Consider the following 15,264-nt stretch of genomic DNA (forward strand, 5'->3'; position numbering starts at 1 on the left):
GCCAGCTATCCGACGTGCACGCGTGGCCGTAGAGAGGGATCTTCCTCAGCCGAGCGGATGATCTCGCGTACGACCGGAGGCGTGTCGCCGCGGCCCAGGATCAGGTAGCGGAAGAGGTGCCCGAGCGGGTTTCCCTCCGACCACTCGAAGTGCGCGTGCGGGATCACGCCGGTGGAGTCGCGCAACGCCAGCAGGATCGCCGCAATCGCGTTCGGCGCGGCGGGTGCGGAAGTGCGCAAGATGCGATGCCCGTCCACCTCGACCCCGGAAACGCACAGCACGTTGCTGAACGCCGACGGGTCCACGATGTCGATCTCCAGGAACATCACGTCCGCGGTGCCCGGCACCGGGTTGATGCCGCGCTGCTCGTTCTCCTTCTCGTCGTACTCCGCCTTGTCACCGGCCTGACGGCGGTTCGCGATCAACGTGATCCGGTTGTCGTACGCGATCGTGTCGGTCACGAACTGACGTGCCCGGTCGTCGAACTTGATCTTGTCGACGCGCAGCTCGGTGGTGCGGGAGACGCGGGACACCAACGAGATCACGACGATGCCGAGGATGAAGCCCAGGGAGATCGTGATGCCGTCCGGCTTCTCGATCACGTTCTCCACCAACGCGTACAGCAGCACCAGCGTCAGCACCGTGAAGCCGATCGTGGCGCGGCGCTGCTTCTTGCGCCACGCGGACACCGTCACCGCGAACGAACCGGAGACCATCATCGCCAGGATTCCGGTGGCGTACGCGCCGGCCTGCGCGTTCACGTCGGCCTTGAAGATGATCGTGATGATGATGCAGATGATCGTGTAAACGATCACGACCGGCCGGACCGCGCGGCCCCATTCCGGTGCCATGCCGTAGGACGGCAGGTAGCGCGGCACGATGTTGATCAGGCCCGCCATCGCGGACGCGCCGGCGAACCACAGGATCAGGATGCTGGAGATGTCGTAGGCCGTGCCGAACGCCTCGCCGAGCAGCTCGTGCGCCAAGTACGCCAGCGCCCGGCCGTTCGCGGGGCCGCCCGGCGCGAACTTGTCCTGCGGCACCAGCACTGTCGTGATGAACGACGTCGCGATCAGGTACACCGACATGATCAGCGCGGCGGTCGTCAGCAGCTTGCGGGTGTTGCGCACCCGGCTCTCCATGCGCTCCGCGGGCGTCTTGCCGGAAGCGGCGACCAGCGGCATCATGCTGACGCCCGTCTCGAAGCCGGACAGGCCCAGCACCAGCAGCGGGAACGCCAGGATCGCCGGGCCGATCACCCCGAAGAAGCCGTCGCCGTGCGAGCCCAGCGCGGCGATCCAGCGATCAAGCGCGTCCGGCGTCGCGAAGACGTCCACGAGGCCCACCACGGCCAGGACGGCGTTCAGTGCGAGGAACACCGCGACCAACGGGATCGCGACGCCCACGGCCTCGCTGAAGCCCATCAGGAACACGCCGCCGAGGATCAGCAGCAGCACGATCGTCAACGCCAGCTCGTAACCGTGCAGCGACTCGGGAACGTACGGGTTCTCCAGCGCGTGCACAGAAGCGTCGGCCGCGGACAGGGTGATCGTGATGATCCACGACGTCGCCACGAACCCCAGCAGCACCAGCACGAAGATCTTGCCGCGCCAGAACGGCAGCAGGTCCTCCAGCATCGCGACCGAGCCCTGCCCGTTCGGACTCTCCCGCGCCACCCGCCGGTACATCGGCAGCATGCCGAGCAAGGTCAAAGCCACGATGAGCAACGTGGCCAACGGCGACAGCGCGCCGGCCGCCAGAGCGGCGATGCCCGGCAGGTACGACAGCGTGGAGAAGTAGTCGACGCCGGTCAGCGTCATGACCTTCCACCACGCGTGCGGCTTGGCGTGCGAGTCGTGGCTCTCCGGACCTGAGGGCGCCACGCGGTCCGCGAGCAGCCACCTCCCCACCGGACCTCCCGGTGGCGCCGGACGTTCCGGGCTCGGCACCTCGGCGGGGATGGCGTACTCCGTGCTCATGGCGCAGAGCATGCCATCACCAGGTGATCAAGGCCTGAAGTCCGCCGGGAAACCCGCCTCCTGAACGGACAAACCGGACGGACGCAACGTTCCGATGGTGCCCTGGGTGTGCAGATCCAGGAACATGTCCACTACGTCCGGATCGAACTGCTCGCCTCGTCCGGCCCACAACTCGCGCCGTGCCCGGTTCTCGTCCAGCGCTGTCTGATGTGGACGATTCGACCGCATTGCCGCCCACGCCACGCAAACGGACAAAATGCGCGCTTCGGCACGGATGTCCGCACCTCGCAGCCCGTCCGGATAGCCGGCGCCGTCGTAGCGCTCGTGCTGCTGCCTGATCACGTGCGCCACGCCCGCGAACCCCGGCACCATGCGCGCGAGCCGGTAGCCGAAGTCGGGATGTTGCCGCAGCAACCGCCATTCCTCTTCGGACAGTGCGCCCGGCTTGGTCAGCACGACCTCGGGAATGATGATCTTGCCGATGTCGTGCAGCCGGCCTGCCAGCTGCGCGACCCGGACCGTCGGCGCATCGAGCCCGAACTCCCCCGCCGCCACACCCGCCCAGCGCGACACCGAACGGCTGTGGTCGTAGCGGTGCAGCCACCCGTCCACCCGGTCGGCGACCTGGCAGAGGAACTCCGCCATCGCGCCGTCGGTGTCCGGGTCGACCGCGGGCAACGGCTCAGGGCCGACCGCGATCCGGTTGCGCCCGGCCGCTTTCGCCGCGTACAGCGCGCGGTCCGCGATCACCACGACCTCGTCCGGCCCGTCGCCGTGCGTCGGGAAGCTCGCCGACCCCACGGACACCGTGACGGACAACGGGATGTCGTCGTTGCCCGCGTTGACCGGGATCGGTTTCTCCGCCACCCGTTCGCGCAGCCGGTTCGCGATCACGGACAGCCGGCCGGGGCCCGCGTCCGGGACGAGCAGCGCGAACTCCTCGCCGCCGTACCGCGCGAGCACCTCACCCGATCGGGACGCCGCGCGCAGCCTGGCCGCGACCTCCATCAGCACGTCGTCCCCGGCCGGGTGGCCGTAGTTGTCGTTGATCGACTTGAAGCGGTCGACGTCGATGATGAACACCGCCACGGAACCTTCGCTGCGGCGTGCGCGAGCGATCTCCAACGGCAGCTGGGCTTCGAAGAACCTCCGGGTGTGCAGCCCGGTGAGGCTGTCGGTGATCGCGAGCTTGCGCTGGTCCGCGACGAGCCCCGCGAGCCGGGCGATGATCAGCAACGACAGCAGCGCGCCACCCGCCGCGAGCACCAGTACGTCCTGCGACGACTGGCGGACGTCGTGCACCAGCATCAGCACCGGCGCGGCCAGTGCGGCCGACGACAGCGCGATGATCCGGCCGCGGGACAGACCCTGGTCGTGGACGTGCGCTCGATCGACGAGGCGCGCCATCGTCGGGTGCAGCGCCGCGGCACCCATGCACAGGTTGGCGGACAACCAGATCGCGTCGAGGAAGTTGCCTGCGTGGTAGCTGCCGTCGAGGCGCTGCAGCACGTAGATCGTGTCCGCGGTCAGGATTCCCAGCAGGTTGCACGTCAGCAGGATGAACGCCCGCGGGCGCGGACCGGCTCCGAAGATTAAACGGAGTGCCACGACGAAGAGCGCGAGATCCATCATCGGATAGCCGAGCGACGCGATCTTCACCAGCGCCGGTGACGTGAGACGGGCCTGCGGGCCGATCACGTAGAGCCAGGACGCCATGCCCGCGACGACCGCGAGCACCGCGGCGTCGAGCAGGCTCGGCAGGTCGAGTCCCGGAGTGCGGCGGCGGATCAGCAGGATCACGCCCGCCACCATCAACGGGTAGTGGCCGAGGTAGAAGATGTCCGCGTACGACGGGTAATCCGTGTACTTGAAGACGTAGTGCGATGTGTAGAACGTGAGGTCGGCGATCGCGTAAACGACCTGGCTGAGTGCGAGGAACACCCATGGCCGCCGCCATTGGGGGCGGTTGTGCTTGACACCTGTGAATGTCGCGATCGCGGCAGAGGCGCTGATCGTGCAGTAGAGCACCACACGCACCGTTTGTCCCGTTGTCCCCGCAGGGCTGACCGGAATCAGGTAGTAGACACCCAGCAGCAGGTGACCTGCCACCAGGTACATCCACCACGCTCCGGTCCGGCCGGCACGGAAGATGGTCACACGAGACCCCTCGTTCTACGACTTGGTCGAGCCAGGTGATGATGCCCGACTTGGGATGATCGCGGCACCGCCGTTACTCCAATGAGGTGACCCACTAATACGGACGCTACCGCAAATCCCCGTTCTGCTTTCCGTGTGAAAGAAATCCGAGTGCCGCTGCGGCAGCCGGGTATGCCAGCTCACCCAATCCGCCCACGGGCTCGTCCGACGCCACCACGACGACGGTGATCTCGGGTGTGTCGCCGATCCGCGCCCACGGGTAGTCCCCGAACGATTTTTGCACGACTTTTCCCTGCTTGACGGTGATTCGCGCACCTCTTGTCGTCGACACCGCGTCCATGATCGCGCCTTCGACCTGTTGGCGGACACCCGATGGGTGCAGTGCGACACCCACGTCGACGGCCGCGGTGATTTTCGTACGACCGTCCCGTCCGGTTTCGGCGATCACCGCGACGACCGAGCCGTAGTCCCGATGACAGGCAACGGCTTCCGGTTCTCCGTCGTGCGCTTCCGCGGCCGCTTCGAGAACCTTTCTGACCCGTTGGTCGGTCAACAGCTTCAACCGGCGTTCCAGCTGGTTGTGCGGCATCTCCAGCCCGCTCAGGAACATCTCTTCGGCATAAACGAACTGACCTGCGTAGACGCTGCGCCAGAAGCCGGTTCTGATCGGCGGTTCGGAGATGGCGAAGTGGACCTCACCCTCCACGCCGTACGGATACTTGTTCGCCATCATCATCTTCAGGATCTGCGGGTTGCTCGTGACTTCGAGCATCGCCGAGAGAGGCCACGTGGAAACAGCGTGATCCCGCCAGACAGGTAGACCTTCGTCGTTGACCGTTGCTCGTATGCGGTGGACGGACAATGGACGGTAGGAGTCGTGCTGCATGTCGTCGTCTCTCGTCCACAGCACTTTCACCGTCTTGCCGGTGTGCCGTGCGAGTTGGACTGCCTCCAGCACGAAGTCGACTTCGAACTTCCGCCCGAACGCACCACCCGCACGTGTCGGGATCACCGTGACCTTCTCGAAGTCCTCCTCCAGAAGTTTGCGCACCTTGTCAGGTGCCTGGGTCGGCGCCCACAACGTCACCTCCTCCTCCGTGGCTTTCGCCGTCGCCGTTGGCGGCTCCATCGGCGCGTGGGCGAGCATCGGCGTGACGAAGATCTTCTCGACGTACTCGCCTGGTGGCGTGCTTCCTTCTGGCAAGGCGGCCCTGAGGTCGGCCATCCACTGGTCACTGTCCGCGTCGGGACTGCCGCCCTGCCAGGTCGTTGCGAGGTTCTCCCGCGCCTTGATCGCGGTGTAGGTGTCCTCAGCGAGCAACGCGAAGCCGTGCTCCAGCTGGACCACGTCGGCGTTGTGGACCTTCGCGGCGTCGAAACCCGTTGGGGTGGCGCCGATCCACGGTGGCCTGGCGATCACCGCGACCAGGTCGGCCGGCTGGTCTACGGCGTACGCGAGCCTGCCCGTGACGATCGCGTCCTGGTCGACCCGTTTGATCGCCGGATTTCCGAGCGTCTTCCACTCTTGCTGCGGAGTCAGCTTGATCTCGGTCGGGGTGAGGGCTGCGGCTTCCTCGGCCAACTCCTGGTAGCTGAGGCAGTCCTCGCCGTGGCGCACGAAACCGTTGTCCGCGTCGCACTCGTCCTCCGCGACCTGCCAGCGGTGCGCGGCAGCCATGATCAGCTGGTGCCGGACGGTCGCCGCGGCCGTGCGGATCGGCTCGTGGATGCGCTGCATCGTGTTGGAGTTGACGGCGAGCTGCGGGCCGTAGGTGTCCGGGTCGCCTTCCGCCTGCTCGATCACGAGGCTCTCGACGGAGACCTTGAGCTCTTCCGCGACCATCATGGCGACGGCCGTGCGCACGCCCTGTCCCGTGTCGGGAACCGGGACGGTTACCGTGACCAGACCGGATTCCGCGTCGATGCGGACGAATGGATTTCCCGTGGCGGGGTTCACGCCTCGGCTCGCATTCGTTCGACGGCCCTCTTGATCGCCTTGCGGATCCGGGGATAGGTGCCGCACCGGCAGACGTTGTCCCGCAACGCCTCGTCGACGTCCTCATCGGTCGGGTCCGGGTGCTTGGCGAGCAACGCGATGGTCGCCATGATCATGCCGGGCTGGCAGTACCCGCACTGCGTGACGTCCTCGTCGAGCCACGCCTGCTGCACCGGGTGGTCCTCGACGCCTTCGATGGTGAGGACGTCCTGTTCGGCCGTGCTCGCCACGGAGTGCTGACACGGCCGGAACGACTGTCCGTCCACTATGGAGGTGCACGCCCCGCACGCACCCACCCCGCAGCCGTACTTCGTGCCGGTCAGGCCGAGGTGGTCGCGAAGAATCCAGAGCAACGGGGTTTCCGGGTCGGCTTCAACATCGCGGATCTCACCGTTGACTCGCAGCCGGTGCATGGTCACGTCACCGAGCGTAGCGGCCGCAACACCGTTATGGACCGGATATCGTTGGCCGGTGGACGGCGTTCGGTTCGGGGTGCTTGGGCCGCTGCTCGTCACTCACGGGCAGCGGGACGTGCGCGTTCCCGCAGGTCAACCGCGTCAGGTCCTGGTGCTGCTGCTCGTGCACGCCGGCCAGACCGTCAGCGTCGACCACCTGATGTCGATCTTGTGGGACGGCGACCCGCCGGCGAGCGCGCGCAAGGCCGTGCAGGTGCACGTCTCGCAGCTCAGGAGGGCTCTCAAGGACCTGCCGGGCGTGAGTCTGCGGTGGTCCCAGCAGGGCTACCGGCTGGACGTCCCGCCGAACTCGCTCGACCTGCAGCTGTTCCGCGACACCGACGACCCGGACGAGGCGCTGGGCTACTGGCGCGGGCCCGCGCTGGCCGAGCTGACCACGAACACCCAGCTCGCGAGCCAGCTGGAGGAAGAGCGGCTCGCGGCCGTCGAGCGACGTGTCGACAAAGCGATCAAGGGCGGCCGGCACCTGGACGTGATCGGCGAGCTGACCGGGTTGGTGACCCAGCACCCGACCAGGGAACGGCTGCGCGGCGCTCTCATGGTGGCGTTGCACCGCAGCGGACGGCAGGCCGACGCGCTCAGGATCTACGACGAGGGCAGGCGGCTGCTGGCCGACGAGCTCGGGCTCGATCCGGGGCAGGAGCTCAAGGACCTGCACGCGGCGATCCTGCAGGGCGACATCCCGGCCGTTCCCCGTGAGCTGCCCAAGAAGCCCGAGCCGTTCGTCGGGCGCCGCGCCGAGATCGACCTGATCACCGGCTCGGCGGAGACCGTGATCGCCGTGCACGGGCCGGGCGGGCAGGGCAAGAGCGCTCTCGCCACGACGGCCGCGCACGCGATGGCGGACCGCTTCCCGGACGGTCAGCTGTACGTGGACCTGCACGGCGCCACACCCGGCCGTGCGCCGCTGTCCCCCGCCGAGGTGATCAGGCGGTTCCTGCGGGCGCTGGGCACGCCGCCGCTCGCGGTGCCGACGGACACCTCGGAGGCCGCGGCGCTCTACCGGTCGACGCTGGCCCGGCGCAAAGTGCTGGTGCTGCTGGACAACGCGGTGGACGCGGCCCAGGTCAGCCCGCTGCTGCCGGGCGAACCCGGTTCGGCCGTGCTGATCACCAGCCGCCGGATGCTGGCCACGCTCAGCGCGCGGCACGTCCGGCTCGACCCGTTGCCCGAGGACGACGCGGTCCGGTTGCTCGGTGACGACTGCGAGGCGGCCAAGCAGGTCGCGAAGGCGTGTGACCACCTGCCGCTGGCTTTGACGATCGCGGCGGCGCGGCTGCGGTCGCGGCCGGACTGGACCACGAAGACGCTGGCCCGCCGGCTCGCGGACCAGCGGCATCGGCTGGACGAGCTGAACTTCGACGACCTCGGGGTGCGGTCGAGCTTCCAGTTGAGCTTCGAGGGCTTGGATCAGCGGGCGACCAGAGCGTTCACGCTGCTGTGCTGTCTCAACGTGCCGACGGTGAGCGAGGAGACCGCTTCCGCGTTGCTCGACCAGGCAGACGTCGACCGGGTGCTGGATCCGTTGGTGGACGCCAAGCTCGTGGAACCGTGCGGGCCGGAACGCTATCGGGTGCACGATCTCTTGCGGCTGTTCGGCGCTGAGCATCCCAACGACGAGAAGCAGGACGCTCTCACTCGTGCGCTCACCTACTACCGCGAGACTTTGACCGCTGCGCTGAAGAAGCTGCGTCCGCACGCTTATGGCGCGCTCACGAACTCCGCTACCCAGCAGGACATCGACGAGCCGTTGCAGTGGCTCACGGACGAGGCCGAGAACCTGCTGGCGGCGACCCGATCGACGATGACCGAGCCGGCGTTGGCTTCGCATGCGTTGGCGATCGCGCACATGCTCTACCCGCATCTGTTCAAACAGGACAGAGTCGCCGATCTGGTCGAGCTGGGCCAGATCGCGGACCAGGCGGCGCGGACGATCGGCACTTCCGCCGCGTTGCAGACGGCGTTGCTCGTGCAGTCCGCTGCCAACCGTCGGATCGGCTCGTTCGAGACCGCCCGCGCTCAGCTGGAAGAGGTCCTGGAAGCACGCGCCGACGACCCGTTCGGGCAGGGTCGTGCGCTCGCCGGCATCGGGACGATCCAACGTGAGCTGGGCGAGCTCGACGCGGCCCTGGGCACGCTCGCGGACGCCGTGAGGCTCATCGAGGAGCACGGACCTGCTGGTGCGCAACGGGTTCCGCTCTCCGCACTGGCTCAGGTGCACCAGGTCGCCAGCCGTTACGAGCAGGCACTCGAGGCCGCTGTGCTGAGCCTGAAGTACGCCCGCGCAGACCAAGACGCCGCCGGGACCGCGTATGCGTTGGCCTCGCAGGGGCAGGCGCTGTTCAAGCTCGGCAGGTTGAGTGAGGCCGAGGTCGCGCTGGACGAGTGCATCGAGCTGTGCCGGGCGACCGGCGAGCACAACGACGAGTGGCAGGCTCTGCTGTGTCGCGCGGAAGTGTTGCTGGCGAGAGGTCATCGCGAGGAGGCCACAGAGGACGCCCAGCGGTGTCTGGAGATCACCAGTGCTCGCGGTGACCGTTACGGCGAGGGTGTCGCGCGGCGGACGTTGGTGAAGGCAGGCCTGGAAACGCACGCGGACCGGGCGGCCGAACTGCTCGGCACACCCGGTCTGCGTAGGGACAACCTGTTGGACAGTGTTCTGGGCTGATCAGCCGCAGTGCTCGAAGCCGCTGGTGTAGCCGCCCGTCGTACCGACCTGGCCGCCCCACTTCACGCACGTGCCCGGCGCCGCCTTGCGGATCGGACCGGCGTAGTAGCCGTAGTCGCCCTTGTCGGTCTTGCGCGCCTGGCCCTTGACCTCCAGGAACGCCGAGACCTCCGATTCGGTGCCCAGCTTGGTGGACTTCAGGGTGACGACGCAGTTGTTGCCGTTGGAGGCGTTGTACATCAGGTGCACGCGGCCACCGGTGACGGCCTGCGAGTCGACCTGCTTGTAGCCGGCGCCACAGACTTCCTCAGCGGTGTAAGGGTTCGACGGCGTGCTGCCACCGCACTTGTTCTTGCTCTTGTAGTCCTTGGTGCCGTAGTACAGCGCCTGCACGCCGTCGAACTTCACGCGCTTCGGGTCGCCGTTCTGCAGCTGCTCGAAGTGCAGGTGCGGGCCGTCCGAACCGCCGGTGCTGCCGACCTCGCCGATCTTCTGGCCCTGCGAGACGGCCTGGCCGACCCGCACGCTCTGCTCGGACAGGTGGGCGTAGCGGGTGGTCCAGCCACTGCCGTGGTTGATCTCGATCCACTTGCCGTAGCTGTCGCTGCCGGTGTTGGCCACCCGGCTCACGGTGCCGGCCGCGGAGGCGACGACCGTGTCACCGATGTCGTTGGAGCGGTTGAAGTCGATGGCCTCGTACGGCCGGTGCGGACGCGGGTGGTCCGGGCCGCGGGTCTGCCCCTCCCACACCTGGCCGCACGGGAACGGCAGCTGGAAGTTCGTCGCGGCCTGAGCCGCCTGGCCGCTGACGACGAGTGCGCCGAGGCCGATCGCGAGGCCCGCCACCGCGGACAGCATTCTCTTGACGTGCATGGATTTCCCCTCAGTTATCCGAAGATCCGGCGGACCTTGGTGTACGGCGTGCCGTGGCTGTTGAGATCACTGATCCGGATGCTCCTGCCGTCACGCGGCGGCGAGGCCTCCAGAATCTTGTTGTCGCCCAGGTAGAGCGCGACGTGCGTGGTGACGTCCGCGTCGTTGTCGGCGCGGCCCCAGAAGACGAGGTCGCCCGGCTTGCGGTCCGCGATCGCCACCGCGCGGCCCTTGGTGTTCTGCGCACCGGTCCACGCGCCGATGTCGACACCGGCGCCCTTCCAGAAGGCGTAGAGCGTCAGGCCTGAGCAGTCGAAGCCGAGCCGGTTGTAGTCATCGCCCTGCGACGGGTCGTTGTCCGGGTAGTGGTGGACTCCGTACGACGCGCCACCCTTGCCGCCCGCGCCCCACGAGTAGAGATATCCCTTGTTCAGCTGGGCTTTCGCGGTGTCGATCACGCGCTGGACCTTCTCCGCGTTGGTACCGGTGGTCGGGCCCGCCGGACCGTTGCTGCGGCCGTGGACGGCGTTGCCGGGCGGCGCTTCGCCGGGCTCGATGCCGTCGGTGTCGCACCGTGCGAGGCCCTGCACGAACCCTTCGGTGCCGGTCTTGACGTAGTGGTCGGGCACCCACAGGTTGTCCGTGGTGAAGTCCCAGATCGTGCCGTTCTCGGCTTGCGCCTGGCACTTGACCGGAACCTGCTGCCCCGCCCGGTACTTGTCGACGACCGAACCGGGTGCGGTTGCGGCATCACCCTTGTTCTTGCGGCCGTTGAGATCCACCTTGGCGGGGAACGACTTCGAGGTGACGCACTTCGGCAGCACCATCGTCTCCGAGGTGTTGCTCGTGTAGCCGTCCGGGATCCACAGCCCCTCGGTGGTGAGGTCCCAGATCTTCTTGCCGCCGTACTCGGGACCGGTGTCCTGGCAGACGACGTTGACCTTCTGCCCCTTGAGGTACATGTCGGCGACGCGCTGCTTGCCGACCGGGACGTCCGGGTTCTTGGCGGTGCGTCCGTCGAGTGCGGTCGTGGCGGTGAACGTGCGGACCTCGGCCTGGGCCGTGCCGGCGCTCAGCAGCGGTACGAGCACGGACAGGGCCGCGACCGCCGTGAGCGCGGTCTTGCGGAACATGCTTCTCCCTCAACGGTTTCTGCGAAAGTCAGTCAGTGATGTAGCCGGTCACGGCGAGCCCCCTCAGCAGTCGCTCGACGCGAGGCGGGCGGTGCGGTGAACGCCGTCGGAGTCGACGTAGAGCACCTCGCCGCGGGCGCAGCCGGGCGCGTAGACCATGTTTCCCCAGTGGTTTCCGGGCGTTCCCGGCGCGACGAAGCCGACGTTGCCGTGGCTCGACCACACGGTGATGCGCAGAGCCGAGTCACCGCCGGAGTAGTTCGAGACCCGCACCCAGTTCGTCTTGCAGCCGGCCGACCAGCGCAGCTCGGCCGTGCCGCCCTTGAACATGGCCGCGGTGTCCGCAACGCTCGTGCTGCTGCACCCGGCGGCGACCGGGTCTTTGCCGTTGCAGCCGGTACCGCTGCAAGACGCCGCTTGAGCGTCCGGTGCCGCGAGGAGCACCAGCGCCGCCGCCGCGATCAGGCTTGTCGACTTCATGGCGCTGACACTGCTGATGTGCGCTCACAGCGACCTGACAGCTACCGCGGGTCAGCTGTCAGCGAGGTGTCAGAAGGCCACGTCAGCGAGCGGTGCGTGATCGGTAAGCGGTGCTTGTGATCGTGCTTGTATGACCTGGTTGCGCAAGCCTTGGGTGGGCCCGTTGGCCTTCGTGGTGGTGGCGTTCGTGGCGTTCTCGCTGCCGCCCTATCTGACCGGTGACCGACTGCAGGCGCGCGTGCAGTCGGACTGGGGACCGCACTACCCCCTGCTGGTGATGCACGTCGTCTTCGCGTCGGTCGCGATCATCACGTGCGTGGTGCAGATCTGGCCGTGGTTCCGCTCCCGGTTCCCCGCGTGGCACCGGCGGGTCGGCCGGGTCTACGTGTTCGCGGGTGTGCTGCCCGCGGGCCTGTCCGGGCTGGTCATCGGCTGGATGACGCCGTTCGGGCCGGTCGCCGTGGTCAGCACCGTGATGCTGGCGGTGCTGTGGCTGTGGTTCACCGCGCTGGCCTGGCGGGCGGCGCGGCGGCGGCAGTTCCGCGACCACCGGAAGTGGATGATCCGCAGCTTCACGCTGACCGTTTCGATCATCACCAACCGGATCTGGGGTGTGTTCGGGTTCCTCGCGTTCTCGGACCGGGTGCCGGAGGAGCAGCTGCCTTGGGTGCTCGCGGGGATCTCCACGTGGGCCGGGTGGGTGGTGCCGTTGCTGATCTCGCAGTGGTGGCTGGAGCGCAAGCCGGCGAGGCGCGGCGCCCCGGTTGAACAGCGTGAAACCGTTCCCGTGTGACGTTCCGGCGGCTACGGTCGGCGTTCATGAGGCTACTGCTCGCTGTGTTGATGATGGTCGTGCTGGCACCGGCAACCGCGCACGCCGGCCCGCCGACCGCGAAGTGCGAGTTCATCCCGACGCCGGAGAACCCGGCCGCCCGTCCCGTCCAGCCGCCGCCGGCCACCGTTCCGGCGAAGGGCAGCGTGAAGGTCACCATCGTGACGAACTACGGCGTGGTGGTGGCGAAGCTCGACCGCGCCAACGCGCCGTGCGGGGTGGAGAACTTCGCGCACCTGGCGCGGAACTGGTTCTACACGATGACGCAGTGCTGGCGGCTCACGAACACCGCGCGCCTGGGCGTGCTGCAGTGCGGTGACATCTACCGGGCCGAGGAGGGTGGGCCCGGCTACCGGTTCGCCGACGAGGTGACCGGCAAGGAGACCTACCCGCGCGGCACCATCGCGTACGGGAACCAGGGACCGGGCACGAACGGCAGCGAGTTCTTCATCGTGCACTCGTTCGCCAACATCCGGCCCGTGTACACGGTGATGGGCCACGTCACGCACGGCATGGAGACGCTCGACCGGATCGTCGCAGCTGGGATCGTGCCTCAGCCGGACGGGACGCTCGACGGCGCGCCTAAGAAGCCGGTGCGGATCCTCCACGTTCTCGCTCACTGAGCGCGCCGAGGATCTTCGACACGATCCCGGTGGGGAGCATTCCCAACCCCGCCAGCAGTTCGGGGCCTCGCTCACCGGCCAGGACACGGTGCAGCGCGTGCAGCAACGGCTCCGTGCCGGCGCGCTGGTCCAGGTCGGTGAGCCAGGCCCGCAGGTGCTCGTCCAGGCCCGGCTGCTCGTCCCCAGAAGCCTTCAGCACCACCGCGGACATCAACGGCGTCCAGTCCTGCATGGTCTGGCCCGCCCGCTGCAGCACGGCGTCGAACACCTGCTGCAGCTCGTCCGGCGCCTGTTGCGGCAGGCGTTCGAGCAGGTCACCCAGGTGCACGCCCTCGGTCTGCTCGGCGAGAGCGATCATGTCCTCCAGCGCGATCTGCGGCGGGAGGCCGTGGGCGAAGGTGAACATGGCCAGCATGTCGATCTCGGTGGCCAGGGTCCCGGCCTGCATGCGGAACGCGATGACCGCCGACGCCACGTAGTTCGCGAGCACCCGCGGTGACGCGCTGTCCAGGCGGCCCAGCAGGACCGCGAGGTCGTGGTGTCCCTCGCCGATCGCGGTCAGGTTCCCCGCCGCGTAAGCCGCCCGCAGCGCGTCGGCCTTCAGTTCGGCGGCACGCGAGTGGTTCCCGGCCCGGTCCTCGATGCCCGCGAGCACGCCGCTCACCGCGCCGTCGTCGGACACGCTTTGGCACCACAGCAGATGCTCGCGCGCCTCGGTGTCCCTGCCGGCGTCCACCAGCCGATCGGCCAGCACGAACCTGGCCTTCGCGAGGTCCGGCAGGGTGGCGTTCCTGCTCGTCATGCTCGCGACCAGTTCCTCGGCGAAGTGCAGGCCGTCGCCGACCGTCGCGCCCACGTAGGAGCCCAGGTTCAGCAAGCCTTCCCGCACGTGCCAGAGCGTCGTGGTCTCCGGCTCACCGGAGGTCGCGGGCAGCTCGGCGAGCAGCCGCCGCACCTCGTCGAGCACAGCACGGTCGGCGGGCAGCGCCTGCAGCTCCCGCAGCCTGGCCAGCGCACGGCTCCACGGGCCGAGCCCGGCCGAGGCCGTGTACTCGCTCGCCTGCCTGGCCAGCGTCGACGCCTCGGGTGATCCGGCTGCCCGCAGCACGTTGCTCAGTTCGCTCGCCGTCGCCGCCGCCAGCCGGAAGTCGCCCGCCGCCACCGCCGCGGCCAGCACCTCACGGCTCTGCGCCAGACCGCGTTCGCGATCGACCTCGATCAACACGCGTGCGTGGAGGGCACGTTCGCCCAGTCCACCCTTTGCGGCGGCTTCAGCGAACGGCAGCAGCAGCGCTGCGGTAGAAGGGGAGGTGTCTCGGGCCAGCGCGGTCTCGCACACCCACGCCAGCTGGTCCCAGCGCTCCAGCCGGCGCAGGTAGGGCGCGGCTTTCAAGGCGAGGCTCACCACCTCACCGACCTGCCCGTTGTCGCGGGCGACCACCATGGACGCGGTCCAGTTGGCCGCCATCCCCTCGTCGACGGACCGCGCGAGCTCACTGTCGATCGCCGCCCGGCCGAGCTCCGCCGCAGCGGGGTCCACCAGCAACCGCTGGCCGTCGGTCTCGACCACCCCGTGTTCGGCCAGCACCGCCAGCTGATCACCGGAATCGGGGAAGAAGAACGTGTACCGGTCGTCCTCCTCCATCCGGCACAACCTGAGGAAGACCTGCTGCGCCCGTTCCGGCAACGACCTCATGCGTTCCCCTCTCCGGTCCAAGCTTCGGTGGCACTCGAACCCCGGGTCAACGCCCGATTCCCGTAACTCCCGGCGGCCGGGCGCGGCACAGGAGCGTCTCGCAACTTCCTTGTGTTGGCACGGAAATAGCGCGAGAAGAAGCATGGGTGTTGACATATGACAGAAACGTGGAGGGTGACCCCGATTACAGGACGAAGGATGCTGAAAACCTTTGAGGAAACCCAAGAAGCGATCCCGATCACAGCAGTGATCAAGCTTTCAACCAGCTAAGACTCCCCCAGAAGGTGGAACGGGGCCTTTAGGGTTAAGGCGGACTTGATAATTCCTGTGATCCCGCTCGCCATCAGGAAT

At 68.0% G+C, this 15,264-nt stretch carries 11 protein-coding genes; 3 read left to right on the forward strand and 8 right to left on the reverse strand.

The features are described from left to right. Positions 1–5: 5 nt before the first annotated feature. The 4 genes from LFM09_RS03945 to LFM09_RS03960 all read right to left on the reverse strand — a co-directional run bounded on the left by LFM09_RS03945 (position 6) and on the right by LFM09_RS03960 (position 6,545). Complete coding sequence (locus tag LFM09_RS03945) at positions 6–1,979, reverse strand: amino acid transporter (RefSeq protein WP_414094856.1); 1,974 nt, start codon at positions 1,977–1,979, stop codon at positions 6–8. A gap of 27 nt (positions 1,980–2,006) precedes the next feature. Continuing rightward, positions 2,007–4,136: a diguanylate cyclase gene (locus LFM09_RS03950; protein WP_414094857.1), complete on the reverse strand. Its 2,130-nt coding sequence runs from the start codon at positions 4,134–4,136 to the stop codon at positions 2,007–2,009. A 106-nt stretch (positions 4,137–4,242) separates the two neighbouring features. Then, a complete protein-coding gene (locus LFM09_RS03955; protein ID WP_414094858.1) occupies positions 4,243–6,093 on the reverse strand; it encodes a molybdopterin cofactor-binding domain-containing protein in 1,851 nt (616 codons plus the stop codon). Further along, positions 6,090–6,545: a (2Fe-2S)-binding protein gene (locus LFM09_RS03960; protein ID WP_414095153.1), complete on the reverse strand. Its 456-nt coding sequence runs from the start codon at positions 6,543–6,545 to the stop codon at positions 6,090–6,092. Before LFM09_RS03960 ends, LFM09_RS03955 begins: the two co-directional genes overlap by 4 nt. A 58-nt stretch (positions 6,546–6,603) precedes the next feature. Between LFM09_RS03960 and LFM09_RS03965 the strand changes: the two genes are divergently transcribed. Next, positions 6,604–9,276: a BTAD domain-containing putative transcriptional regulator gene (locus tag LFM09_RS03965; RefSeq protein WP_414094859.1), complete on the forward strand. Its 2,673-nt coding sequence runs from the start codon at positions 6,604–6,606 to the stop codon at positions 9,274–9,276. Here LFM09_RS03965 and LFM09_RS03970 read toward each other — a convergent pair whose 3' ends face one another. The 3 genes from LFM09_RS03970 to LFM09_RS03980 form a co-directional block, all read right to left on the reverse strand. Further along, entirely contained in the window at positions 9,277–10,149 is an 873-nt protein-coding gene (locus tag LFM09_RS03970; protein WP_414094860.1) for a M23 family metallopeptidase, read from the reverse strand. A 14-nt stretch (positions 10,150–10,163) separates the two neighbouring features. Continuing rightward, on the reverse strand, positions 10,164–11,282 hold the full coding sequence (locus LFM09_RS03975; protein WP_414094861.1) for a C40 family peptidase: 1,119 nt from the start codon (positions 11,280–11,282) through the stop codon (positions 10,164–10,166). Between the two features lie 63 nt (positions 11,283–11,345). After that, positions 11,346–11,762 (reverse strand): DUF2690 domain-containing protein, encoded by a 417-nt coding sequence (locus LFM09_RS03980; protein WP_414094862.1) that lies wholly within the window; start codon positions 11,760–11,762, stop codon positions 11,346–11,348. A gap of 130 nt (positions 11,763–11,892) precedes the next feature. Here LFM09_RS03980 and LFM09_RS03985 point away from each other — a divergent pair, with 130 nt between their 5' ends. Both LFM09_RS03985 and LFM09_RS03990 read left to right on the forward strand, forming a co-directional pair. Beyond that, positions 11,893–12,555, forward strand: coding sequence for a DUF2306 domain-containing protein (locus tag LFM09_RS03985; RefSeq protein WP_414094863.1), 663 nt, complete (start codon positions 11,893–11,895; stop codon positions 12,553–12,555). Positions 12,556–12,581: 26 nt separating this feature from the next. Then, on the forward strand, positions 12,582–13,217 hold the full coding sequence (locus LFM09_RS03990) for a peptidylprolyl isomerase (RefSeq protein ID WP_414094864.1): 636 nt from the start codon (positions 12,582–12,584) through the stop codon (positions 13,215–13,217). On the opposite strand, the gene LFM09_RS03995 is transcribed toward LFM09_RS03990, so the two are convergent. Further along, positions 13,177–14,913 (reverse strand): hypothetical protein, encoded by a 1,737-nt coding sequence (locus LFM09_RS03995; RefSeq protein ID WP_414094865.1) that lies wholly within the window; start codon positions 14,911–14,913, stop codon positions 13,177–13,179. The genes LFM09_RS03990 and LFM09_RS03995 overlap by 41 nt on opposite strands. Positions 14,914–15,264: the final 351 nt, after the last annotated feature.

Origin of the sequence: Lentzea alba, from assembly GCF_047445655.1 — a bacterium.
Taxonomy (GTDB): domain Bacteria; phylum Actinomycetota; class Actinomycetes; order Mycobacteriales; family Pseudonocardiaceae; genus Lentzea; species Lentzea alba_A.

Bases quoted from the DNA above. Each gene is read 5' to 3' on its own strand.
- LFM09_RS03985 (WP_414094863.1), top strand. From the start codon at position 11,893: ATGACCTGGTTGCGCAAGCCTTGGGTGGGCCCGTTGGCCTTCGTGGTG.
- LFM09_RS03995 (WP_414094865.1), bottom strand. From the start codon at position 14,913: ATGAGGTCGTTGCCGGAACGGGCGCAGCAGGTCTTCCTCAGGTTGTGC.
- LFM09_RS03975 (WP_414094861.1), bottom strand. From the start codon at position 11,282: ATGTTCCGCAAGACCGCGCTCACGGCGGTCGCGGCCCTGTCCGTGCTC.
- LFM09_RS03970 (WP_414094860.1), bottom strand. From the start codon at position 10,149: ATGCACGTCAAGAGAATGCTGTCCGCGGTGGCGGGCCTCGCGATCGGC.
- LFM09_RS03990 (WP_414094864.1), top strand. From the start codon at position 12,582: ATGAGGCTACTGCTCGCTGTGTTGATGATGGTCGTGCTGGCACCGGCA.
- LFM09_RS03945 (WP_414094856.1), bottom strand. From the start codon at position 1,979: ATGAGCACGGAGTACGCCATCCCCGCCGAGGTGCCGAGCCCGGAACGT.
- LFM09_RS03960 (WP_414095153.1), bottom strand. From the start codon at position 6,545: ATGCACCGGCTGCGAGTCAACGGTGAGATCCGCGATGTTGAAGCCGAC.
- LFM09_RS03980 (WP_414094862.1), bottom strand. From the start codon at position 11,762: ATGAAGTCGACAAGCCTGATCGCGGCGGCGGCGCTGGTGCTCCTCGCG.